At 44.1% G+C, this 20,965-nt stretch carries 34 protein-coding genes; 4 read left to right on the top strand and 30 right to left on the bottom strand.

The genetic code is table 11. The annotated features are described in order from the left end of the window. Positions 1-9: 9 nt before the first annotated feature. From truA to rplC, 28 genes are all read right to left on the bottom strand, one after another. Positions 10-858, bottom strand: coding sequence for a tRNA pseudouridine(38-40) synthase TruA (gene truA / locus V7K38_RS24685; protein WP_334861770.1), 849 nt, complete (start codon positions 856-858; stop codon positions 10-12). A gap of 88 nt (positions 859-946) precedes the next feature. After that, positions 947-1,297, bottom strand: coding sequence for a 50S ribosomal protein L17 (gene rplQ, locus V7K38_RS24680; RefSeq protein ID WP_094328447.1), 351 nt, complete (start codon positions 1,295-1,297; stop codon positions 947-949). Positions 1,298-1,328: 31 nt separating this feature from the next. Continuing rightward, the gene (locus tag V7K38_RS24675; protein WP_334861583.1) at positions 1,329-2,276 is read right to left on the bottom strand and encodes a DNA-directed RNA polymerase subunit alpha; all 948 of its coding nucleotides are present in this window, start codon (positions 2,274-2,276) and stop codon (positions 1,329-1,331) included. A 327-nt stretch (positions 2,277-2,603) separates the two neighbouring features. Continuing rightward, complete coding sequence (gene rpsK / locus V7K38_RS24670) at positions 2,604-2,999, bottom strand: 30S ribosomal protein S11 (protein WP_012410703.1); 396 nt, start codon at positions 2,997-2,999, stop codon at positions 2,604-2,606. A 54-nt stretch (positions 3,000-3,053) separates the two neighbouring features. Further along, positions 3,054-3,434, bottom strand: coding sequence for a 30S ribosomal protein S13 (gene rpsM / locus V7K38_RS24665; RefSeq protein WP_190727936.1), 381 nt, complete (start codon positions 3,432-3,434; stop codon positions 3,054-3,056). A 116-nt stretch (positions 3,435-3,550) separates the two neighbouring features. Continuing rightward, positions 3,551-3,664, bottom strand: coding sequence for a 50S ribosomal protein L36 (gene rpmJ, locus V7K38_RS24660; protein WP_015129703.1), 114 nt, complete (start codon positions 3,662-3,664; stop codon positions 3,551-3,553). A gap of 118 nt (positions 3,665-3,782) precedes the next feature. Next, the gene (gene infA / locus V7K38_RS24655) at positions 3,783-4,082 is read right to left on the bottom strand and encodes a translation initiation factor IF-1 (protein WP_442940799.1); all 300 of its coding nucleotides are present in this window, start codon (positions 4,080-4,082) and stop codon (positions 3,783-3,785) included. Then, positions 4,083-4,307, bottom strand: coding sequence for a translation initiation factor IF-1 (gene infA, locus V7K38_RS24650; protein ID WP_006276978.1), 225 nt, complete (start codon positions 4,305-4,307; stop codon positions 4,083-4,085). It abuts the gene before it with no gap. A gap of 185 nt (positions 4,308-4,492) precedes the next feature. Continuing rightward, positions 4,493-5,044 carry an adenylate kinase gene (locus V7K38_RS24645; RefSeq protein WP_334861580.1) on the bottom strand — a complete coding sequence of 184 codons (552 nt, stop codon included), beginning with the start codon at positions 5,042-5,044 and terminating at the stop codon, positions 4,493-4,495. Beyond that, the gene (secY, locus tag V7K38_RS24640; RefSeq protein WP_174708100.1) at positions 5,044-6,357 is read right to left on the bottom strand and encodes a preprotein translocase subunit SecY; all 1,314 of its coding nucleotides are present in this window, start codon (positions 6,355-6,357) and stop codon (positions 5,044-5,046) included. Before secY ends, V7K38_RS24645 begins: the two co-directional genes overlap by 1 nt. A 74-nt stretch (positions 6,358-6,431) precedes the next feature. After that, a complete protein-coding gene (gene rplO / locus V7K38_RS24635) occupies positions 6,432-6,875 on the bottom strand; it encodes a 50S ribosomal protein L15 (RefSeq protein WP_334861576.1) in 444 nt (147 codons plus the stop codon). Positions 6,876-6,978: 103 nt separating this feature from the next. Further along, positions 6,979-7,506 (bottom strand): 30S ribosomal protein S5, encoded by a 528-nt coding sequence (gene rpsE, locus V7K38_RS24630; RefSeq protein ID WP_334861574.1) that lies wholly within the window; start codon positions 7,504-7,506, stop codon positions 6,979-6,981. A gap of 93 nt (positions 7,507-7,599) precedes the next feature. Then, entirely contained in the window at positions 7,600-7,962 is a 363-nt protein-coding gene (gene rplR / locus V7K38_RS24625; RefSeq protein ID WP_334861572.1) for a 50S ribosomal protein L18, read from the bottom strand. A 2-nt stretch (positions 7,963-7,964) separates the two neighbouring features. After that, positions 7,965-8,513 (bottom strand): 50S ribosomal protein L6, encoded by a 549-nt coding sequence (gene rplF, locus V7K38_RS24620; RefSeq protein WP_334861569.1) that lies wholly within the window; start codon positions 8,511-8,513, stop codon positions 7,965-7,967. Between the two features lie 128 nt (positions 8,514-8,641). After that, positions 8,642-9,043 (bottom strand): 30S ribosomal protein S8, encoded by a 402-nt coding sequence (gene rpsH, locus V7K38_RS24615; protein ID WP_334861567.1) that lies wholly within the window; start codon positions 9,041-9,043, stop codon positions 8,642-8,644. 20 nt (positions 9,044-9,063) lie between these two features. Beyond that, positions 9,064-9,612 (bottom strand): 50S ribosomal protein L5, encoded by a 549-nt coding sequence (gene rplE / locus V7K38_RS24610; protein ID WP_334834777.1) that lies wholly within the window; start codon positions 9,610-9,612, stop codon positions 9,064-9,066. Positions 9,613-9,716: 104 nt separating this feature from the next. Beyond that, positions 9,717-10,070, bottom strand: a complete 354-nt coding sequence (gene rplX, locus V7K38_RS24605) for a 50S ribosomal protein L24 (protein ID WP_012410714.1) — start codon at positions 10,068-10,070, stop codon at positions 9,717-9,719. After that, complete coding sequence (gene rplN, locus V7K38_RS24600) at positions 10,070-10,438, bottom strand: 50S ribosomal protein L14 (RefSeq protein ID WP_012410715.1); 369 nt, start codon at positions 10,436-10,438, stop codon at positions 10,070-10,072. Before rplN ends, rplX begins: the two co-directional genes overlap by 1 nt. A gap of 46 nt (positions 10,439-10,484) precedes the next feature. Further along, on the bottom strand, positions 10,485-10,733 hold the full coding sequence (rpsQ, locus tag V7K38_RS24595; RefSeq protein WP_094328457.1) for a 30S ribosomal protein S17: 249 nt from the start codon (positions 10,731-10,733) through the stop codon (positions 10,485-10,487). A gap of 6 nt (positions 10,734-10,739) precedes the next feature. Continuing rightward, a complete protein-coding gene (rpmC, locus tag V7K38_RS24590; RefSeq protein ID WP_334861565.1) occupies positions 10,740-10,967 on the bottom strand; it encodes a 50S ribosomal protein L29 in 228 nt (75 codons plus the stop codon). A gap of 3 nt (positions 10,968-10,970) precedes the next feature. Next, positions 10,971-11,396, bottom strand: a complete 426-nt coding sequence (gene rplP / locus V7K38_RS24585) for a 50S ribosomal protein L16 (protein ID WP_094328458.1) — start codon at positions 11,394-11,396, stop codon at positions 10,971-10,973. 104 nt (positions 11,397-11,500) lie between these two features. Then, the gene (rpsC, locus tag V7K38_RS24580) at positions 11,501-12,283 is read right to left on the bottom strand and encodes a 30S ribosomal protein S3 (RefSeq protein ID WP_094342453.1); all 783 of its coding nucleotides are present in this window, start codon (positions 12,281-12,283) and stop codon (positions 11,501-11,503) included. A 53-nt stretch (positions 12,284-12,336) separates the two neighbouring features. Beyond that, positions 12,337-12,693: a 50S ribosomal protein L22 gene (rplV, locus tag V7K38_RS24575; protein WP_334826955.1), complete on the bottom strand. Its 357-nt coding sequence runs from the start codon at positions 12,691-12,693 to the stop codon at positions 12,337-12,339. 80 nt (positions 12,694-12,773) lie between these two features. After that, on the bottom strand, positions 12,774-13,052 hold the full coding sequence (gene rpsS, locus V7K38_RS24570; RefSeq protein WP_012410721.1) for a 30S ribosomal protein S19: 279 nt from the start codon (positions 13,050-13,052) through the stop codon (positions 12,774-12,776). 99 nt (positions 13,053-13,151) lie between these two features. After that, positions 13,152-14,015: a 50S ribosomal protein L2 gene (gene rplB, locus V7K38_RS24565; protein WP_194141721.1), complete on the bottom strand. Its 864-nt coding sequence runs from the start codon at positions 14,013-14,015 to the stop codon at positions 13,152-13,154. Between the two features lie 140 nt (positions 14,016-14,155). Beyond that, positions 14,156-14,470, bottom strand: coding sequence for a 50S ribosomal protein L23 (locus V7K38_RS24560; RefSeq protein ID WP_069070779.1), 315 nt, complete (start codon positions 14,468-14,470; stop codon positions 14,156-14,158). Beyond that, complete coding sequence (gene rplD / locus V7K38_RS24555; protein ID WP_012410724.1) at positions 14,463-15,101, bottom strand: 50S ribosomal protein L4; 639 nt, start codon at positions 15,099-15,101, stop codon at positions 14,463-14,465. The genes V7K38_RS24560 and rplD overlap by 8 nt, the downstream gene beginning before the upstream one ends. Before the next feature lie 96 nt (positions 15,102-15,197). After that, positions 15,198-15,830 (bottom strand): 50S ribosomal protein L3, encoded by a 633-nt coding sequence (gene rplC / locus V7K38_RS24550; RefSeq protein WP_334826959.1) that lies wholly within the window; start codon positions 15,828-15,830, stop codon positions 15,198-15,200. Positions 15,831-16,075: 245 nt separating this feature from the next. Here rplC and V7K38_RS24545 point away from each other — a divergent pair, with 245 nt between their 5' ends. Beyond that, positions 16,076-16,267 (top strand): hypothetical protein, encoded by a 192-nt coding sequence (locus tag V7K38_RS24545; RefSeq protein ID WP_334861563.1) that lies wholly within the window; start codon positions 16,076-16,078, stop codon positions 16,265-16,267. Positions 16,268-16,797: 530 nt separating this feature from the next. Next, positions 16,798-17,274 (top strand): NAD(P)H-quinone oxidoreductase subunit N, encoded by a 477-nt coding sequence (locus V7K38_RS24540; RefSeq protein WP_334861562.1) that lies wholly within the window; start codon positions 16,798-16,800, stop codon positions 17,272-17,274. A gap of 42 nt (positions 17,275-17,316) precedes the next feature. Here the strand turns inward: V7K38_RS24540 and V7K38_RS24535 are convergent, their stop codons facing one another. Then, positions 17,317-17,814, bottom strand: a complete 498-nt coding sequence (locus tag V7K38_RS24535) for a GNAT family N-acetyltransferase (RefSeq protein WP_334861560.1) — start codon at positions 17,812-17,814, stop codon at positions 17,317-17,319. 45 nt (positions 17,815-17,859) lie between these two features. On the opposite strand from V7K38_RS24535, the gene V7K38_RS24530 reads away from it, so the two are divergent. After that, positions 17,860-18,369 carry a hypothetical protein gene (locus tag V7K38_RS24530; protein WP_334861558.1) on the top strand — a complete coding sequence of 170 codons (510 nt, stop codon included), beginning with the start codon at positions 17,860-17,862 and terminating at the stop codon, positions 18,367-18,369. An 8-nt stretch (positions 18,370-18,377) separates the two neighbouring features. Here V7K38_RS24530 and V7K38_RS24525 read toward each other — a convergent pair whose 3' ends face one another. Then, a complete protein-coding gene (locus V7K38_RS24525; RefSeq protein ID WP_334861556.1) occupies positions 18,378-19,205 on the bottom strand; it encodes an ABC transporter permease in 828 nt (275 codons plus the stop codon). A 376-nt stretch (positions 19,206-19,581) separates the two neighbouring features. On the opposite strand from V7K38_RS24525, the gene V7K38_RS24520 reads away from it, so the two are divergent. After that, positions 19,582-20,871, top strand: a complete 1,290-nt coding sequence (locus V7K38_RS24520) for a cation:proton antiporter (RefSeq protein WP_334861554.1) — start codon at positions 19,582-19,584, stop codon at positions 20,869-20,871. The last annotated feature ends 94 nt before the right edge of the window (positions 20,872-20,965 follow it).

Here is a 20,965-nt window from a genome sequence, read left to right as displayed (position 1 = left end):
TTATCATTACTAAGAACCAATGACTAATGACTCTTGACTAGTGACGAACTTTGGTAAGGTGTCGTACCAAATCTCTTTTGAAAAGGGAAAATCTGGATAGCCGACTCGCAACAAGCATAAGCCTTGGGGCGGGGCGGCGTGTTTCACTTCTTCCCGGCGTTGTTCTTTCCAGAGTTCGGTGAAGCTAGAAAGTGTCCGTTGTCCAGAACCTACCTGTACCAACATCCCTACCAACAGCCGTACCATGCCATACAAAAATCCATCTGCCTGTATTTCAATATGGATAAATGGCCCACTGCGACGACACTCTGCTGCTTGCACCTCTACCCAGGAATGCGATCGCTTTGAGCCTGCACGATGAAAAGCAGCTAAATGATGCTTTCCTAAGAGAGGTTTCAGGGCAGCTTGGATTAAAGATTCATCCAGGGGTGCATAATAATAATGCCAACTGAAGGGTCTTACAAACAAGTTAAGCCGATCTTCAGTATATATTGTGTAGCGATATCGTCGATAGGCTGCACTAAAACGAGCGTGCCAACGATTATCTACACTAGCTGAAGCCCTGATTAATATATCTGGCGGCAGATAGCTGTTGAGGATTGTTGCCCACTTGTGAGGCGGAATTAAACCTGTTGCTTCAAAATGGGCTACTTGAGCAGCAGCGTGAACTCCAGAATCAGTTCGTCCAGCACCATGTAGTGTTACATAATGCCCAAGAATAGTAGCGATCGCTATTTCTATCTCTTCCTGGACTGTCCGTTGTTTTTTTTGCCGTTGCCAGCCATGAAAATGAGTGCCCAGGTATTGAATTACCAAGGCTACTCGATGAGTTTGTGTAGGCTGGGGGCTTTCTAACATACAGATTTTGTCCTTTGTCATTTGTTTTTTGTCATTTGTTATTCACTAATGACCAATGACTAATGACTAATGACCAATAATCAATGACTTAAACCAATTCAATTATTGCCATTTTTGCATTATCGCCCCGACGCGGTACGGTACGCAGGATGCGGGTATAACCGCCCTGGCGATCACCATATCGAGTCGGAACTTGCTCAAATAGAGCGTGAACCAATTGTTTGTCGAATATATAGCCAAGGGCTTCGCGGCGTGCTGCCAGGGAGCCATTTTTAGCTAGGGTGATCATTTTTTCCACTTCACTTCGCAGAACTTTCGCTCTAATTAAAGTGGTGGTGATCTTACCATGACGGATCAGCTCGGTGGTGAGCGATCGCAGTAAAGCACGGCGTTGATCGGCTGGTTTACTGAGTTTTTTGACGCGACAACGGTGACGCATAATTATCCACTATGAATTATGAAGGTTTTTCTTAAGGGTGTTTAGAGCCTCTTTCCATTGGCAGAGTGATGCCCAAGCGTCGCTGCAAAGCTTCCACGACTTCTTCTGCTGATTTCTGCCCAAAGTTCTTAATTTCTAAGAGGTCTTCTTGGGTATAATCCAACAAATCTGCCACAGAGTTAACTTGTGCCCGTTTGAGACAGTTATATGCCCGCACAGAAAGTTGCAACTCTTCGATGGGTATCTGGGCAGTTGGATCGTCTGGAATATCTGAACCTGTGTCTGTTGGTTCTAGGGAGATGTCCTTCAACGGGTTGAATAAATCTACCAAGATCGCAGCAGCAGAAGATAGTGCTTCTTGAGGGGAAATACTGCCATTTGTCCAAACTTCCAACAGTAGTCGGTCTTTTGGAATCAGGCCTTCCCCGCGAGATTCTTCAACACTATAGTTGACTTTTCGCACTGGCATAAATATGGAGTCGATTTGAAGAAAGTCCAACGATGTGGCTTCCTCACGTCCTCGCTCTACAGTGCGATAGCCTTTGCCTTTCTCGATCCGAAACTCCATTTCCAGCTTTCCACCCTCAGCGATGGTGGCTACATACTGGGTTGGATCGATGACTTCTACTTCACTAGGTAAATCAAAATGCGCCGCAGTGATTGTTGCAGGGCCCCTAACAACTAATCTACCAATCTGGGGTTGCGAGGAATAGTTTTTGAGGATAACTTCCTTCATTTTCATGAGGATTTCCAGCACATCTTCCCGCACGCCCTGAACTGTAGCAAACTCGTGTGAAACGCCTTCAATCCTCACTGCTGTAACTGCTGTACCTTCTAGGTTAGACAGTAAAACCCGCCGCAGTGCATTGCCAACTGTTGTTCCTTGACCGCGTTCTAGAGGTTCCAGAACAAATTTACTGTAATGGTTCCGACTTTCTTCAGTATTCGACTCTACACATTCAATCTGAAACTGCGCCACGGATGAGCCTCCCTTTTTCTAAGGTGCTGCTAGCAGACAAATCAATTGCCTCCCGAATTTACTTTATGTCCTGTAGGTTATAGGTCTATCAAACTATTAGTATGAAATTACGATATAGTTTGACGCTCATATTGACCTTTCAGGCGCTAATAATATTTTGGGTTTCCGAAGCTTAACAACTTTCCCTACGAGAAAATCTGATTTGCTTTTGGTCGCCCAAGCTTTTACCCAATGACAGTTTTCACGTTATGCGCTTAATCGGTCATTGTAAGTAACTTTACTTTCTTTGGTTGTAGTTTCTCGTCCTCAATGCCCAAGTCTTGGTGATTAAACTCGGCGGCGTTTGGGTGGACGGCAACCATTGTGAGGAATGGGGGTAATATCCCGAATGAGTGTAATTTCCAGTCCTGCTCCTTGAAGTGCCCGGATAGCAGTTTCTCTACCTGCTCCTGGCCCACTGACCATTACCTCAATTTGGCGCATTCCTTGATCGATGGCTCTACGGGCTGCACTTTCAGCAGCAGTTTGCGCTGCAAAGGGAGTTCCCTTTTTTGCTCCCTTAAAACCGCTAGAACCAGCACTAGCCCAGGAGATGACATCTCCATTTTGATCGGTAATGGTGACAATGCTATTGTTGAAAGTAGACTGGATGTAGGCCATCCCACTGGGTACATTCCGTTTCTGCTTCTTGCTCCCGGATTTTTTAGTTGGTTGTCTCGCCATACTTGTTTAGGTGATTTAAGGTGAAACTTGCTCTGATTAGCAAGCGTTGCAAATTTATTTCCCTGGAGCCTTCTTCTTACCAGCCACTGTCTGCCTTCTGCCTCGACGGGTTCTGGCATTGGTTCGAGTTCTTTGTCCTCTGACTGGTAAGCCCATGCGATGACGACGACCTCTGTAAGTACCAATGTCAACTAAGCGCTTGATGTTCAAAGACTCCAAGCGCCGCAAGTCGCCTTCAACTTGATAGTTGCTTTCTATTTCCCCTCGCAGGGTTGTCACATCGGCATCACTTAAGTCCTTAACGCGGGTGTCTGGGTTGACACCAGTAGCCGCTATAATTTCTTGAGCGCGTGATAAACCAATTCCGTAGATATAAGTCAGACCGATTTCGACGCGCTTATCGCGTGGAAGGTCTACTCCGGCAATCCGTGCCACAATGAACTCTCCCTATTGTTGTCGCAATTACTGTTGGTTGGAAAAACGTGATTAATCGCGTCTTTTTGTTTTAATGATCAGATGAGTGTTACAACTTAACTCTGTTGGTAAGAGCGTTATCCTTGACGTTGTTTGTGCTTCGGGTTCACACAGATCACCATAACGCGACCACGACGTTTGATCACGTTACACTTTTCACAGATTTTCTTGACTGAAGCTCTAACTTTCATTGCCTTTTATTCTCTGACTCCAAATATTAAATTATAGCATTTATAGGGGAAAAAATCCACTAAATTGACTAGTAAACAGTCAAAAAGATGGTTTTCTGGTAAAATTCTCTACATATAGTTAGTTCTTGCGTAGTCGATAGGTAATTCTGCCTTTAGTCAAGTCGTAAGGAGTTAACTCTACCTTCACGCGATTGCCAGGAAAAATCTTGATATATTGACGGCTCATGGGAAGATATGCCAAGACAGAATCGCCATTGTCTAATTGAACTCGGAACTTCTGAGCATTTACGATTGAGCCATCATCCGTTTTAACTAGAAAGCTGTCACTAGTTAATAACTCTGTAACGCTGCCTTCCATTTGAATGGCTTCTGGCTTAGTCAATAATTTACTTACCTCCGATGAAGATTTTAGTTGCATTTACTTCTTACGCAAGCGGTAGGTGATTCGACCTTTGGTCAAGTCGTAAGGAGTTAACTCTACCTTGACGCGATCGCCAGGCAAAATCTTGATATAATTGCGGCGAATCTTGCCGGAAATGTGAGCTAGCACGTTAAATCCATTGTCCAAGTCAACGCGAAACATCGCATTGGGCAAGGACTCTGTAACCGTGCCTTCCATTTCAATCAAATCTTGCTTAGACAATTTGTTTTTTCCTCAACTCAACAATTTAGTCTTCTCTTGCAGCACTTCATCTGCAAGGGAACACATTTTAAGAAATATATCAACAGTTTATTAATATATCTTAGCTAAAATTGATCTGTTTCTTGGGAGGGAGAATTGGGCATTGGGCATTGGTTATTTACCCCTGCTCCCTCATCCCCTTATCCTCAAGCGATTACCTTTTGCAGTTCACTAGTGACTTCTTCTTGGGACTGATTACCATTGACTGTTAAGAGTTTTTGGCGATCGCGATAATAATCAATTAAAGGTGCAGTTTCATTGCGGTATACTTGTAACCGCCGACGAATCACCTCTTCGGTATCATCTTTTCGCCCTCTCGCTAGCAAACGCTCTACCACAACATCATCTGGTGCATCTAGATTGACTACCCTTTCACCAGTCTGATGTATTGTTTCCAGCAATTCTTCTAGAAAAGCCGCTTGAGTCACTTTCCGGGGAAAACCATCAAGAATCCAACCATTCTCTGCATCTGGTTGGTTGAGGCGCTCCTGTACCAAGTCCTGCACTAGCTGGTCGGGGACTAACTCACCGCTATTTACATAGTTTTGAGCCTTGATTCCCAAAGGAGTTTGCTCTTTCATGGCTTGTCTTAAGATTTCCCCAGTAGAAATATGGGGAAATCTTAAGTGTTCAGCCAATGCTTGAGCTTGTGTTCCTTTACCAGCCCCAGGTGGCCCCAAGAAGATTAGTCGCGTCACTATTGTTTCACCATTCCTTCATAGCGCTGAGAGATCACGTAAGTTTGGATTTGTCTTGCCGTATCAATTGCCACGCCCACTAAAATTAACAGAGAGGTCGCACCTAGTCCCTTAAATGTGGGTACTCCTAAAGCACTTTCTACACCTGTTGGGATAATTGCAACCAAGCCCAAAAAGATCGCACCCAAAAAGGTGAGTCGGTTTGACACGCGCTCGATATACTCGCTAGTTGCTTTGCCGGGACGAATACCAGGAATACTAGAACCCATTTTCTTCAAATTCTGCGCCACATCTACTGGGTTGAGAATCAACGAAGAATAGAAGTAGCTGAAGAAAATGATGGAAATCATGTAAACCAAAGCATACACCCAAGAGCCAGAACCGCTTGGACTCAAATAAGTGTTAATTATATTTGCCAATTCAGCATTCTTGGCGAAATTTGCAATCAGCAGTGGCAAACTGAGGATTGCTGCGGCAAAGATAATTGGCATTACGCCGCCTTGATTTAGCCGCAATGGTAAAAAGCTCCGTTGCTCTGCCAAAACTCTACGACCTACTTGGCGACGAGCCGAAATAATCGGGATGCGGCGCATTCCTTCTTGGACAACCACAATACCAACAATGGTTGCCAGGAAAACTAGGATTAGTACTATGACACGACCAACTGTTTCCCGACCGCCGACTTGTACCAAATCGATAGTATCGCCTAAGGCTTTTGGTAATGATGCGACAATGTTGACAAAAATCAACAATGATGCGCCATTGCCAATACCACGCTCTGTAATGAGTTCTGATGCCCACATGACGAACATAGAACCAGCCGTCAGAGCGATCGCAGTTTCAGCTACAAAGATTGGCCCTGGATTTAAGGCAAATTGCTGGAGGAATAATGCCGAAAAAGCTGTACTTTGAAGAATTGCCCAACACACAGTTACATAGCGGGTAATTTGCGATATTTTCCGCCGGCCTGCTTCGCCTTCATTTTTCTGTAAATTTTCTAACGATGGAATCGCTGCGGTGAGCAATTGGATAATAATAGACGCATTAATAAAGGGTAAAATCCCTAAAGCAAAAACGCCCAAAGTCGAAAGTCCTCGCCCAGAAAATATATCCAATAAACCGAATATGGAATTATTGCCCGATATGGCTTCGGTAAATCTAGGTCTATCAATCCCTGGTACTGGCAAGTAGATGCCCAGGCGAACCAAAATCAAAACACCGACAGTTACAAGCAGCCTACCTCTCAGCCCGGCTGCTTGTGCCATCTGCATAAAAGTTTCTTGAGCCGTTGGGGCTTTATCTCGACTGATCATAGAGTGCTACCTTTATAGTGAACCAGGCGCTGACAGCGAGTTGGCTTGCATTTAAGTGCGCTGTTCCGGCTCACTCATAAGACTTCACAACTCCCTCCAGCTGCCTCAATTTTGCTACGAGCTGAACCTGTGAAAGCTGCCGCTTGTACCTTGAGCGGAATGCTCAATTCCCCGTTACCTAAAATTTTCAATCGCCCTTTGACAGCAGTCAGGATACCTGCTGCCTTCAATGAGGTCAAAGTTACTTCCGTATTAGGGGGAAGGGAGGCTAGCTTCTCTACATTAATCGTAGTGTAAATCTTCTGATTAACAATCGGGAAGCCCTTCAGCTTAGGTAATCGGCGGTACAATGGCTGTTGACCACCTTCAAAACCGGGTCGAGTGCCGCTACCAGAGCGAGATTTTTGACCCCGCATACCTAGACCAGCGCTAGCACCTTGACCGGCAGAAATACCTCTGGCTACACGCTTTTTGCGTTTCTTTGAGCCTTTTTGCGGCTTAACATCATGGAGTCTCATAAGTTACCAAGTTGTCATTTGTCGTTTCTCATTTGTCCTTTGTCATTTGTCCTTTGTCATTTGTCATTTATTATTCACTAATGACCAATGACTGATGACTAAATTAGATGTAGAGATTTTGAATAGGAATACCGCGATCTTCGGCGACTTCAGAAAGAGTCCGCAATGTAGATAAAGCATTGACTGCGGCTCTAGCATTATTGAGCGGATTGTTGGAACCAAGTTGCTTGGCTAAGACGTTACGAACTCCTGCCAATTCCAGCACAGTCCGCACAGCACCACCAGCAATTACTCCAGTACCAGGTGAGGCTGGACGCATAATTACTTTTGCACCACCACCCACACCATTAATAGGGTGAGGGATGGAGTTGGATTTAGTAATTGGGATATCAATGAGGTGTTTTTTGCCGTCGGCTACGCCTTTTTTGACTGCGCCGATTACATCTGAAGCTTTGCCTACTCCGACACCAACTTGACCGCGTTCGTTACCTACAACAACGATCGCTCGGAAGCTGAGTTTTTTACCACCTTTGACGACCTTGCTCACGCGGCGGATTTGGATAACCCGCTCTTGCCAAGTAGTTTCTTCTTTTTTGGCACGCTTTGTTCTACTTTTACGCTCTGTTGCCATAATTTATACTCTGGTGAACGTCATTTGTCTTTTGTCATTTGTCATTTGTCTTTTGTCATTTGTCCAATGACTAATGACTAATGACTAATGACTTTAGAAATCTAAACCGGCTTCGCGTGCTGCATCAGCTAGGGCTTTGACACGACCATGATATAAGTTACCACCGCGATCGAAGACTACTTTGGTGATGCCTTTTTCTAGCGATCGCACTGCGATCAACTTACCAACTTGTACCGATGCGTCGCGGTTTGCACCTGACGTTAAACTAGATTTCAAATCTGGTTCTAAAGTCGATGCTGCCACGATGGTTTGATGTTGACTATCATCAATTACCTGGGCATAAATATGCTCATTAGAACGGAATACCGCTAAACGCGGACGTTCTGGGGAGCCAACGACTTTACCACGAACCCGGCGATGACGACGGTTTTTTGATTCTCTACGAGTAAGTTTCATTTCTACTTCTTACCACCCTTACCAGTCTTACCAGCTTTACGTCTTACCACTTCACCGGCATAGCGAATGCCTTTACCTTTGTAAGGTTCTGGTGGACGAACGGCGCGAATTTTTGCGGCTGTGTTGCCTACGATTTCTTTGTCGTAGCCGCTAACAATTACGTTAGTGGTACCTTCTACAGCAAACTGAATTCCTTCTGGTGGTTCAATTTGCACCTGATGGCTATAACCCATGTTTAAAACTAGGTTACGTCCTTGAAGTTGTGCCCTGTAACCAACACCTTGAATTTCCAAACGGCGCTGAAAACCTTGGGAAACTCCCTCGACCATATTGGCAACTAAAGTGCGGCTCAAGCCGTGCAGTTGCTTCGATGTCCGAGTTTCATCCCGACGATTTACGTGTAATATTTCTCCCTCTTGAGAGAGCGAGACATTATCTCTGAGAGTGCGAGAAAGTTCTCCTTTCGGGCCTTTCACCACAATATTCGTACCATCGATCGCCACTTTAACTTTGGCGGGAATAGTAATTGGACGTTTACCAATACGAGACATTACTTTTTGTCCTTTGTTATTTGTCCTTTGCCTTTTGTTATTTATCCTTTGTCTTTTGTCCTTTGTCCTTTGCTTAAGACAAATGACTAATGACCAATGACTAATGACAAACGACTAATGACCAATGACTACCAAACGTAACAAAGCACTTCGCCACCCAAGTTTTGACGACGCGCTTCGCGGTCAGTCATAATCCCACTGGATGTAGAAATAATGGCAATGCCAATGCCGCCTAGTACTCTTGGTAATTCTTTTCTATTGGAGTAAACACGCAAGCCTGGCTTACTCACTCGCTTTAAGGCGGTGATTAGAGGCTGACGATTCTTACCTTTATATTTCAGGGAAATCACTAGGTTGTGTTTTACCCCTTCTTCTGCTTCTTCGATTTCAGCAATAAAGCCTTCCTCCCGTAGCACTTTGGCAATGCTGCGGGTCATTTTTGTAGCTGGCACTTGTGTACTTTGATGCCGCGCCAGGTTGGCATTGCGGATGCGCGTCAGCATATCTGCAATTGTGTCGTTAGCCGCCATCGTTCCCTCTATAGATGAACTTACTGATCGCGAAAGGGCATTCCTAATTCTTTAAGTAAGGCGCGACCCTCTTCGTCGTTTTTTGCTGTGGTGATGATGGAAATATCCATCCCACGCACTTGATCAACGCTGTCGTATTCCACTTCTGGAAAAATTAGCTGTTCTCTTACACCCAGAGTATAGTTACCCCGTCCGTCAAAGCTTTTAGGGCTAACGCCGCGAAAATCTCGAATTCTGGGCAGTGATAGGCTAACCAGTCGGTCGAAAAAGGCATACATCCGCTCGGCTCTCAGAGTAACCATGATCCCCACGGGCATCCCTTGACGAATCTTAAAGCCAGCGATCGCCTTTTTCGCCCGCGTTACCACTGGTTTTTGACCGGTGACAAGCGCAATTTCGTTGATGGATGCTTCCAGCGACTTTGCGTTTTGAGCAGCTTCACCCAAACCTCGGTTAATAGTAACCTTTACCAACTTCGGTACTTGATGAACGTTGGTATATTGAAACTGATTAATCAGTTTGGGGACGATTGTCTCTTGATATAAGCTTTTGAGTCTTGTTGCCGGCATAGTTTTTTGTCCTGATATCCCTGGGCTTGGTCAGGGAACTTTTATTGTCCTTTGTTATTTGTCTTTTGTCTTTTTACTAATGACAAATGACTAATGACCAATGACTATTTATCTAGAATCTCGCCAGTTTTCTTGAGTTTTCTGACTTTTTTCCCTTCTGAGGTAAAGGTATAACAAACACGACTGGCAACGTTTTGCTTAGTTGAATAAAGCATCACGTTGGAGCTATGAATTGGGAATTCTTGGGTGACAATCCGCCCTGATTCCCCTTCTTGCTGGGGTTTGACGTGCTTGGTTTTAATGTTGACACCTTTGACGATCACTTTACTCAGTTGGGGAAGTGCCTGGACAATTTCACCAATTTTGCCTTTGTCTTTACCAGCAATCACTTGTACGGTGTCGCCAGTTTTGACGTGCATTTTGTGGAATACTTTGGGCGTACCTTGTTTGGTTGCCATTAAAGCACCTCCGGAGCCAGAGAAACAATTTTGGTAAAGTTTTTATCGCGCAGTTCCCGAGCAACTGGGCCAAAAACCCGTGTACCTCTAGGATTACCGTCTTTGTTGATAATCACAGCAGCGTTATCATCAAAGCGAATACTCATGCCACTGTCACGAGATACGGCTTTCCGCGTGCGGACAATTACTGCTTCCACAACATCAGACTTTTTAACAGCCATGTTGGGTGTAGCATCTTTGACAACGGCGATAATTTTATCACCGATAAAACCATAACGGCGGTTGCCTCCACCTAAGACGCGGATGCACATTAGTTTACGAGCGCCGCTATTATCTGCGACATTTAGGTAAGTCTGGGGTTGAATCACAATTATTCTCCCTTGTGGTGTTGTTAGTTTCTAACAACGATGAGGTTTAAGCGGGCTTGACGTTCAGGACTTCTGTGATTTTCCAGCGCTTGGTTTTGCTCAGGGGTCTAGTTTCCTGAATGCGAACGCGATCGCCTACTTTACACTTATTTTCTTCGTCGTGAACTTTATATCGTTGGGTGTTAACCACAATTTTGCCGTACTTGGGGTGAGGAGCGCGGTTTTCTATGGCAACTACCACAGTTTTTTGCATTTTATCGCTCACTACCAAGCCAACTCGTTCTTTAACTGCCATAATCTCCTACTTTTCTGCTTTAGCCGATTGACTTGCTGCCCTTTTGCGTTCTGTTTCTAATGTCAGCAATTGGGCTAGGCGATGTCGAGCCTGTCTGAACTGGTGGGGCTTTTCTAATTGTCTTGTCGCTTTTTGCAAGCGCAACTGAAACAGTTGTCTTTTGATGGCGACAATTTCATCAGAGAGCTTTTCGTCACTTAATTCTCTAGCTTCTGAAATCTTGGGAAGAGGCATAAGCTACTCCTGCTCCTGTGGTTGAGGGCGCACAATAAACTTGGTTTTTATAGGCAGTTTAAATGAAGCTAAACGCATAGCTTCCCGGGCGATTTCTTCAGTCACTCCGCCGATTTCAAACAAAATTCGTCCTGGCTTGACTACCGCTACCCAAAACTCTGGATTACCTTTACCGGAACCCATCCGGGTTTCAGCAGGACGCATGGTTACAGGTTTATCAGGGAAAATCCGAATCCAGATTTGTCCACCCCGACGAATATAACGAGTCATTGCCCGACGAGAAGCCTCGATTTGCCGGGAGGTAATCCAAGCAGGTTCTTGTGCTTGGAGTGCAAAATCACCGAAGTTGAGGGTGCTACCACGGGTGGCTAGTCCCTCCATCCGTCCGCGCTGTTGTTTGCGGAATTTAGTTCTTCTAGGGCTTAACATGATTGGCTACTGGGTACTAGGTACTGGGGATTAGGGATTGGGAATTAGGGATTGGGGATTGAGAATTCTTACCCAGTCCCCAGTCCCCATTCCCCAGTCCCCGTTTACCCTTCATTTGAGCGGTCTTCAAATTGCTGGCGACGACGTTGTTGTTGACGGCGACGGGGTTCACGATCGCGATCGCGGGGATCTCGTTCGCGATCGCGGCTTGCGGGTGGTAGCGGATCTGGTTCCTGTCCAGGAATAATTTCTCCCTTAAAGACCCATACTTTGATACCCAAAATGCCGTAAACAGTTTTTGCCGTGCAATAAGAGTAGTCAATGTCAGCCCGTAAGGTATGTAAAGGTACTCTACCTTCACGAGTCCATTCTGTCCGGGCAATTTCTGCACCGTTGAGCCGGCCGCTGACTTGGATTTTAATCCCTTGGACACCAGCGCGTTGGGCCCGTTGAATCGATTGCCGCACTACCCGCCGAAAGGAAACTCGACGTTCCAATTGTTGAGCAATGTATTCAGCAATTAGGTAGGCATCTGCATCAACTCGTTGAACTTCAACTACGTTAATGCGAATTTGGCGATTACTACCCAACAGTCCTTGGAGTCCGGTACGCAAGGATTCAATACCTTGTCCACCACGTCCTACTACTACACCGGGTCTAGCTGTGCGTACTTCTAAGTCGATTTGGTCGGCTTTGCGCTCAATCCGTACTTCGGAAATACCGGCATTGTTTTGAGCCTGTCTACCCAGCTTTTGTTCTATGTATTGACGGAGTTTGTAGTCTTCTTGTAAAAGTTCTGGATAACGGTCAGGAACAGCAAACCAACGGGATTGATGTTCATGTGTAATACCCAGGCGAAAACCAACTGGATGAATCTTCTGTCCCACGAATGCTTCCTCTAAGATTTCTTACTTTACGTAATTTATTCGTGTAAGCGTGCTTATTTTTCTGGTGCGGCTCCAACGGCCACGGTAATATGACACGTCGGTTTGCGAATTTGGTAAGCTCGACCTTGCGCTCTTGGTTGGAACCGCTTCAACGGTGGCCCTTGATCGGCGTAAGCTTGAGTAATCACTAGTTGAGTCCGATCTAACCCAGCATTGTGTTCAGCATTGGCAGCAGCGCTTCTGAGAACCTTCAATATGGGATCAGTGGCGCGATAGGGCATGAATTCTAAGATGATTAACGCTTCTCGGTACGATCGCCCCCGGATTTGATCGAGTACCCGACGCACTTTGTAGGCCGAGATGCGGATAAAACGAGCGATCGCTTTTACTTCAGTAGTATTAGTAGCCATAATTTTCTCCAATTTTGTCATTTGTCATTTGTCATTTGTCACTTGTCTTTAGCTAATGACTAATGACTAATAACTAATGACTACCTACCTGCTTTTTTGTCGCTTTTTCCATGACCTCTGTAGGTGCGTGTCGGGGCAAATTCACCCAACTTGTGTCCTACCATCTGTTCGTTTACAAAAACTGGAACGTGTTGTCGTCCGTTGTGAACAGCTATGGTATGACCTACCATTAGAGGCAAAATTGTCGAAGCTCTTGACCAAGTTTTAATAACTTCTTTTCTGTTGTTGTCGTTGAGCTTTTCAATTTTCTTTAGGAGATGATCCGCAACGAAGGGACCTTTTTTTAGAGAACGACCCATAGTTCAATTTTGGATTTAGGATTTAGGATTTAGTAGTGAGGAGTGAGGAATTAGAAGTTAGATTTTACTCTCAACTCATAACTCTTAACTCCTAACTCTTTAAGACTCACGACCACCGCGACCGCGTTTAGAAGACTTACGGCGACGACGCACAATAAATTTACTGCTAAGTTTCTTGCGATTGCGTGTCTTCGCGCCCAATGTAGGTTTACCCCAAGGTGTAACAGGCCCCGATCTACCGATGGGCGCTCTACCTTCACCACCACCATGTGGGTGATCCACTGGGTTCATGACGCTACCTCTAACCTTGGGACGGCGACCTTTCCAGCGATTGCGTCCTGCTTTACCTGCACTCAAGTTTCTAGCGTCGGTGTTGCCTACTTGCCCAATAGTGGCGTAGCAATCGCGCCGAATTAAGCGGACTTCTCCTGAAGGCAACTTGAGTGTTACATAATCACCTTCTTTTGCCACAACTTGAGCGCTAGCACCAGCAGCACGCACGATTTGACCACCTTTGCCAGGAGTCATTTCTACGTTGTGAACACTAGTACCCAAGGGAATCCTCGATAGAGGTAAGGCATTACCATCTTCAAAGGGAGATTCAGGGCCAGAAACAATTATTGTTCCAACTTTCAATCCGTTGGGATGAAGGATGTACCGTTTTTCGCCATCTTGATAATACAAAAGGGCAATTCGGGCATTACGGTTTGGATCATATTCAATTGCTGCGACTTTAGCAGGAATATTATGTTTATCCCTTTTAAAATCGATGATCCGGTAAAGTTGTTTGTGTCCGCCACCCCGACGACGACTGGTAATCCGCCCGGTATTATTCCGACCTTTGGCGCGATGCTTCGAGGTAGTTAGGGATTTTTCTGGCTCGGTTTTTGTGATTTCCGCAAAGTCAGAAACTGTAACTTGGCGAGTGCTGGGGGTATAAGGGCGGTAAGAACGAGTACCCATAATCTATTTTGGATTTTGGATTTTGGATTTACTTAATTTCGGATTTTGAATTTTTGATTTAATGAGTGTTTAACTAATTGCAACCATCTTTGGTATTTATTCAGTCAACTCCTCAATCTAAAATCTAAAATCTAAAATTCCTAGACTTCTGGGAATAGAACTTGTCTAATCTTGTCTTCATCCCCAGGTGCGACTGTAACAATAGCTCGCTTGTATTGGGGCTTATAACCGATAAATTTACCAACGCGCCGCTTTTTACGTGGTGGTAAGGTGGTGTTGACTTTTACAACCTTGACCTGAAATAAGTCTTCGATCGCAGCCTTGATTTCTGGCTTAGATGCCTTTGGAATTACTTCAAAGGTGTACTTATTTTGCTCCATTAAGATAGTCGCCTTCTCGGTGACTATTGGGCGACGCACTAAGTCGGCAAGATCGCGGGGGTCAAAGCTAGGCACTGTAGACCTCCTGAATTTTTTCTAGGGCTGATGCCGTAACTACAATTTTGTCAGCGTGCAGTAAATCAAAAACATTTAACTGGTTGGCTGCAATTAGTTTTAAATTTTCAATGTTGCGGGCTGACAAATAAACATTATCTGTATCCGCAATTTCAGACAAAATTAAGAGTGCCTTGCTTTCTGGCACTACTCCCCAACGGGCAAGTGCTGCTACTAAGTCTTTTGTCTTCGGGCGAGATAGCTCGGTGCTAAATTCTTCTACTACGATCAAGTCGTCAATACGACCGACAAATGCTGTCCGCAGTGCTAAACGTCGCTCTTTGCGGTTCAGCTTGAGGTCGAAGTCTCTGGGTTTTGGCCCAAAGATCACACCACCACCACGCCACAATGGTGAACGAATAGACCCTGCACGAGCGCGACCAGTACCTTTTTGTCGCCAAGGTTTGCGACCGCCGCCTCTAACTTCAGCACGAGTTTTTGTACTGGCATTTCCTTGACGAGCATTAGTCAATTGCCGTACCAAGGCGCGGTGTACAATGTGAGACGCTGTTTCTTCCTTGGCAACGCGCAACTCGAAGGTCGTCTCGCCGACCTGTTCTCCTTGCCAATTTTTAACTACGCTTTCAACCATCTTTCTTATTTGTCCTTTGTCATCTGTCATTTGTCATTTGTCTTTTGCCATTTGTCCTTAGCCAATGACTACTGACTAATGACTTTTGACTAATGACTATCCCACTACTTTTGCAGGTACAACACTTACTAGAGCGCCTGGTTTACCAGGAATGGCTCCTTTAATTAGTAATAAATTGCGTTCTGCATCAACTCGCACTATGGTCAGCTTACGGATTGTGATGCGTTTTCCACCCAAACGCCCTGCCATCCGCTTACCTGGATACACACGACCTGGTGTTGTACCAGCACCAATCGAACCTGGCGCTCTGTGGTTTTTGGAACCGTGTGACATAGGCCCACGGGCAAAGTTGTTGCGCTTCTGGTTTCCTGCAAAACCGCGACCGATGCTTGTGCCGACTACATCGACAATTTGACCCGCACTAAAAATATCTGCTTTAATCTGTTGACCTAAAGCATAATCACTAGAATTATCAGTGTGATATTCATTTAGGTGACGCAATGCTGGGGCAGATGATTTAGCCAAATGACCCAGTAGTGGTCTGTTGAGCGCCTTTGGTTTAACTTCGCGAAAACCAACTTGAATGGCAAAGTAACCGTCGGTTTGTTTCGTTTTAACTTGTGTTACGGTGCATGGCCCTGCTTGAATGACAGTCACAGGAATGGCTACTCCTGCTTCGTCAAATATTTGGGTCATGCCCAGCTTGGTGCCGAGAATACCTACAGACACAGTAACTGGTTCTCCTTTCTACTTGCTGGCCTTGGAATTGGACTCTAGAGGACACGCTTTGTACGCATCAGTTTAGGCTGAGTTAGCCTGCGAAATTTGGAATGGTTTCAGTAAACCAATCCAAATGCTTTTGGGACACAACAAACCGTGTCCGTACTGCTTGGTGAATCTGTTTAGCTTCACTCAATAGATCACCAGAACAGCTACAATTCTCTTCTCTTTGGAAGGAGTAACTTCTGGAATCAATGCAAGGCGCTACAGTTTTAAGCTGTGTGCAGCAATGCTTTCGTCCAAGCAATTGCTTTGGCACGTTCTGGAGGCAGCGCTGTCGGCGGGTTTTCCGATTGGTATACGCCCTTCTAGACGATTTCCCGGAGGTTGGCTACTGCCGTGTTGCAGTTGGACTTAAGCGGTTTTTACCACCCAGTATCCGTTAACTGAGACTGACGTAATGCCATGAAACCAACATTGCTGCTCAGTTTTACTTCCTTAAATACCTTAAACTATTGTTTAAGATTTCGCCGCTTTTTCAGAGGCACAGGAGCAAATTGACTCTGGAGCTTAGGATTGGCTTTGATTGTTCATCCATAAGTTCCAATGTTGACCTGAAAGCTTTCTTAGTTTACCAGTCTACGAGCAATCTGAGTTAGATTATCCAATTTGGATTAAATCATCAGCTTTCAATGCTAACACTACCTCAGAATGACAGTAAAAAGTCTACATAATTTGCGTTTTTGGTCACAATCTAATAATATAAATTATTTATTTATGTTTGTCTAGTAATTTATAGAGTTATTTTTGGAGAGACGCGATGAATCGCGTCTGTACAAGAGTGGGGGAGATGAAGGGGACAAGGGGGAATTATTAAATAAGTCTTTTCTCCATGCCCAATGCCGAAAAAAATGCTTTGAATCTATCGGTTCAGGGTAAATAATAGAGATATCTAAGTGGGATAAGACGAAAATCTATGGCACTAATTACCACTGGCAACGGTTTAATCCGCGATCTGGAAAAATTTGGCGCTCTTGGAGTGTATACACCTCTGGAAGGGGGTTATGAAGGTCGATATCAGCGCCGACTACGCGCTGCTGGCTATACTACTCTCCACATTACTGCTAAGGGACTGGGCGACGTAGCTGCGTATCTCACAAGAATTCATGGAGTTAGACCTCCTCACCTTGGGAAAAAAAGTACTGGTAGTGGTGCGGCAGTAGGTCAGGTGTACTATTTACCCCCAATTCTCAATTCTCATCTAGAACAGCTACCACCAAAGTCAAAGGGGCTGGTTTTGTGGATTATTGAAGGGCATATTCTTTCTAATGAGGAACTTGAGTATTTAACGAATTTACCTCAGTTAGAACCACGAGTGAGAGTAGTAATTGAGAGGGGTGGCGATCGCTATTTCCGTTGGACTTCTCTTGAAAAAACTCTGTTAGCTAGTTAGTCCTTTGTTATTGGTCATTAGTCATTTGCTTAAAACTAATGACTAATGACTCAATTCAATCAGCATTTCAATAATGCTGAGTCGAAAACCACAAGAGGCAAATAATCGGCGTGAAGCCTCGTTAACACCTGCTGTATCCAGACGAATTTGTTTAACGCCCATCTGATGAAAGCGTTCAATACTGAGCATTACCATCTGCCGCGCAATTCCCTTTTGGCGATATTCTGGCTCAACCCAGATATCATGGATAAAAGCAAATTCCTGTAACCGATAAATTGGTATTTCTCGCTCAATTGTCGCCACGAGAAACCCTACAAGTTGCCCTTCATTTTCAGATGCTAGAAATATACTGCGTACGCTGGAAGCGTCGGCGGAGTCATCGCTATTAGCTAAACTTGTCAACCATTTTTCATAACGCTGTTCTGGATTCGGTAGAAAACCATATTTGGCAGAATACCAAGACTCATGCAAAGCACAAATTTTGGCAACCATTGGTAAAACTGCGGGTACGTCAGCTGTGGTAGCGGGGCGAGTCAGCATAAGTTCTGGAATTTGTTGCAGAAACTTTGTAGGCGGTCATCTGGAATGATTATAAGATTTAGAGATTATGGCAAAAGGCTTTCTGATTTTGAGGAAGAGATTTTAGTTTGTTGTCCACAATGCGATGCCTACGGCGGGCTGCGCCTACGCACTGCCAAAATACTAACTGTAAACTCGGACAAAAGAATTACCTGTCAGCATTGTAGCTATACAAAACAACAGTCAAAAGATGGGAAGCGAAAAGCCGCATTGCTGCTGTGGCAAAACAATTACAAGGCTAAAAGCAATTCTGGCTATGAAATATTAGACCATTTTTTTGGCTTACCTCTGTGGTTACAAACCTCCTGTTGTGGTCAGGTGCTTTGGGCGTATAATGAAGCACATTTGAACTTCTTGGAAAGTTATGTTCAATCAGAGTTGCGAGAACGCTTGTCAGATGACAGATTAGGCTGGCACAATGGCAGTCTTGCCAGCCGTCTACCCCGATGGATCAAGCTGACAAGGCATCGGGAAAAAGTTTTACAGAAAATTCAACAGTTAAAGCAGAGGTTGTGATTAAGGTTTTAATCTTGTTGGTGAGCAAATTTATAACCACCCCATAGAGAAAGAGCGATCGCAATCACTAGCAAAATCGGTATGCTATACCAAGGAAACTGGGATAAGGGTAAATGGGCTGCTGCACGCAGTCCAATGCTGGCGTAGGTCAACGGTAACAGGTAAACTACGACTTTCAGGGCAGCTGGTAATGTCCCAGGATCAAAGAAGGTTGCCCCTAAGAATGACATGGGGATAATTATAAAATTGTTGTATAGTCCGACAGATTCGAGCGATCGCACACTCAACCCTACAATTACCCCTAACCCTGCAAATACCGAACAATTCAGCACCACTAACAGTAAAAATAGTGGGTTGAGGAAATTCCAGTTTCCAGTCAACAGTACCGCTACCGAAATCACGCAAGCAGATGTCATTAACCCCCGCACTACTCCCGCTAGCATTTTTCCAACATGCAATGCTAAGGGATGTATGGGAGTTAACAACAATTCCTCGAAGGTTTTAGTAAATAATCTGTCTCCACAAATCGAAAATGTCGTTCCTCCAAAGCTTATCGTCATCGACGATAGTGCCACCATTCCCGGTAACATGAATTCCAAATAGTTATTATAGTTACCACTAATCCCTGAGCCAGGTTTGATGGAACTACCCAAACCTAAACCAAAAGCTAAAATGTATATCAGTGGAGATATTAAGCCTGATGCAGCAATTTGTACTATTCTTACACGTAAATCTAACCAGTCCCCCCAAAAAATAGTCAGACTATCAGCTAGGAGAATTTGAAGTTGTGAAGTTTTGAACCTCTTATCCGAAAGTAGCGTTTTTTGAAATGTCACGTGCTTTCTGTTACTTATCAAAATTTCATTAATTGTTAATTTACATTGTTTAATACATAAATTACTAGGGACAACAAAAATATCTCCTGCTAAAAATTAACAATAAAATCTAGATAATCCAAGCATTTTGGCTAGATTTACAACTTAGGCAAACCTGACGGGGCGACAAAAATGGCTAGTACCGCTTCATGTAATTCCTAATGATGCTCTCTACGAGATGCTGCACGTATTATACTTAATTTTGAATTGGCATACTGTATAAATTTTGACTCCTATTTGGCGATTTAAGTATGAATGCAATATGTTGTACTGACATAGAGTTGTGTGCGAGTCTGGGAAGATTCTTCAATGCAGAGACGCAAATTAAGGAAGTGCAATGTCGAATTTTGATCTGGTTATTCAGCTATTTTTGCAATTAACAGTTATTTTAGCTACTTGTCGCATCATCACCATTTTAGGACGGCGCTATCTTGGTCAAACCGATGTTGTTTGCGAAATGATTGCAGGTGTGATGCTAGGGCCATCACTTTTGGGATTGATTGCACCGGGTTTTCAGCAATGGCTTTTTCCTAAGCTTCCTATAATCACTGCTGTAGGACTCAAGATACCCAATCCATCGATGTCGATTTTATATGCTATCAGCCAGATTGGGTTGGTAATTTATATGTTTTTGATTGGTTTAGAGTTCAACACCAAACTATTAAAACATCATATCAAAAGCGCAAGTTTGCTCTCTGCTGCTGGGATTATCACTCCTTTTATTTTAGGAGCGATCGCATCTTTTTGGTTTTATCACAATGGTGATTTCTTTCAACCCAAAGTTATGCCTTGGTCAGCAGCTTTGTATCTAGGTGCATCGATGACAATTACGGCATTTCCCATGTTAGCTCGTATTCTTTACGAACGCGGTCTTACACAAACCCGTTTCGGTACTTTGGCTTTAGGTGCAGCATCGGTAGATGATGCAGTTGCTTGGTGTTTGCTGGCGATCGTCTTGGCTAGCGTGAAAAATTCTCTGAGTATTGCCATATTAGCAATTGGTGGTGGCATTTGCTACATACTATTTGCAATTTTTCTCGGTCAACCTCTAATGAGAGCATTCACACGCATGACAAAACGTGATGCAGGTGTGAATAGACAAACTCTGACTTTGATGTTGATAATTTTGATGTTTTGTGCGTGGTTTACTGATATCACAGGTATCTATGCAATATTTGGCGCTTTTGTACTGGGAGCGATAACACCACGTGGAGAATTTGCCCAACAAATTCGTCAATATACTGAGTTTTTAACTACTTCTTTTTTGCTACCAATATTTTTTGTTTTCTCTGGACTAAATACTCAAATTGGATTAGTAAACACACCTACTTTATGGGGAATTACGCTGTTAATTATTGCGATCGCAATTCTTGGCAAAGGTGTTGCTTGTATGTTGGCTGCAAAATTGGCGGGAGAAAATTGGCGTGAATCTGCAACTATCGGCGCTCTGATGAATGCTCGTGGTTTGATGGAATTAATCATCCTCAATATCGGTCTTGAACAAGGTATAATTACCCCGACTTTATTCACTATAATGGTTATTATGGCAGTCATTACTACACTTATGGCATCACCACTAATTGCCTTTTTATTGCAAGGCACAAGCTATGATAATTTTTCTGCTTAAATAAATATAAATAGGAAATTTAAGTCCAAATTCACTGATATTAATTACATCTGGGCTGAGTAAAATTATTCGCTTAAACTCTAGCGACATCTAA

This window comes from Nostoc sp., from assembly GCF_036917465.1.
Lineage (GTDB): Bacteria > Cyanobacteriota > Cyanobacteriia > Cyanobacteriales > Nostocaceae > Nostoc.
This window is presented reverse-complemented; position numbering and strand designations above follow the sequence as displayed.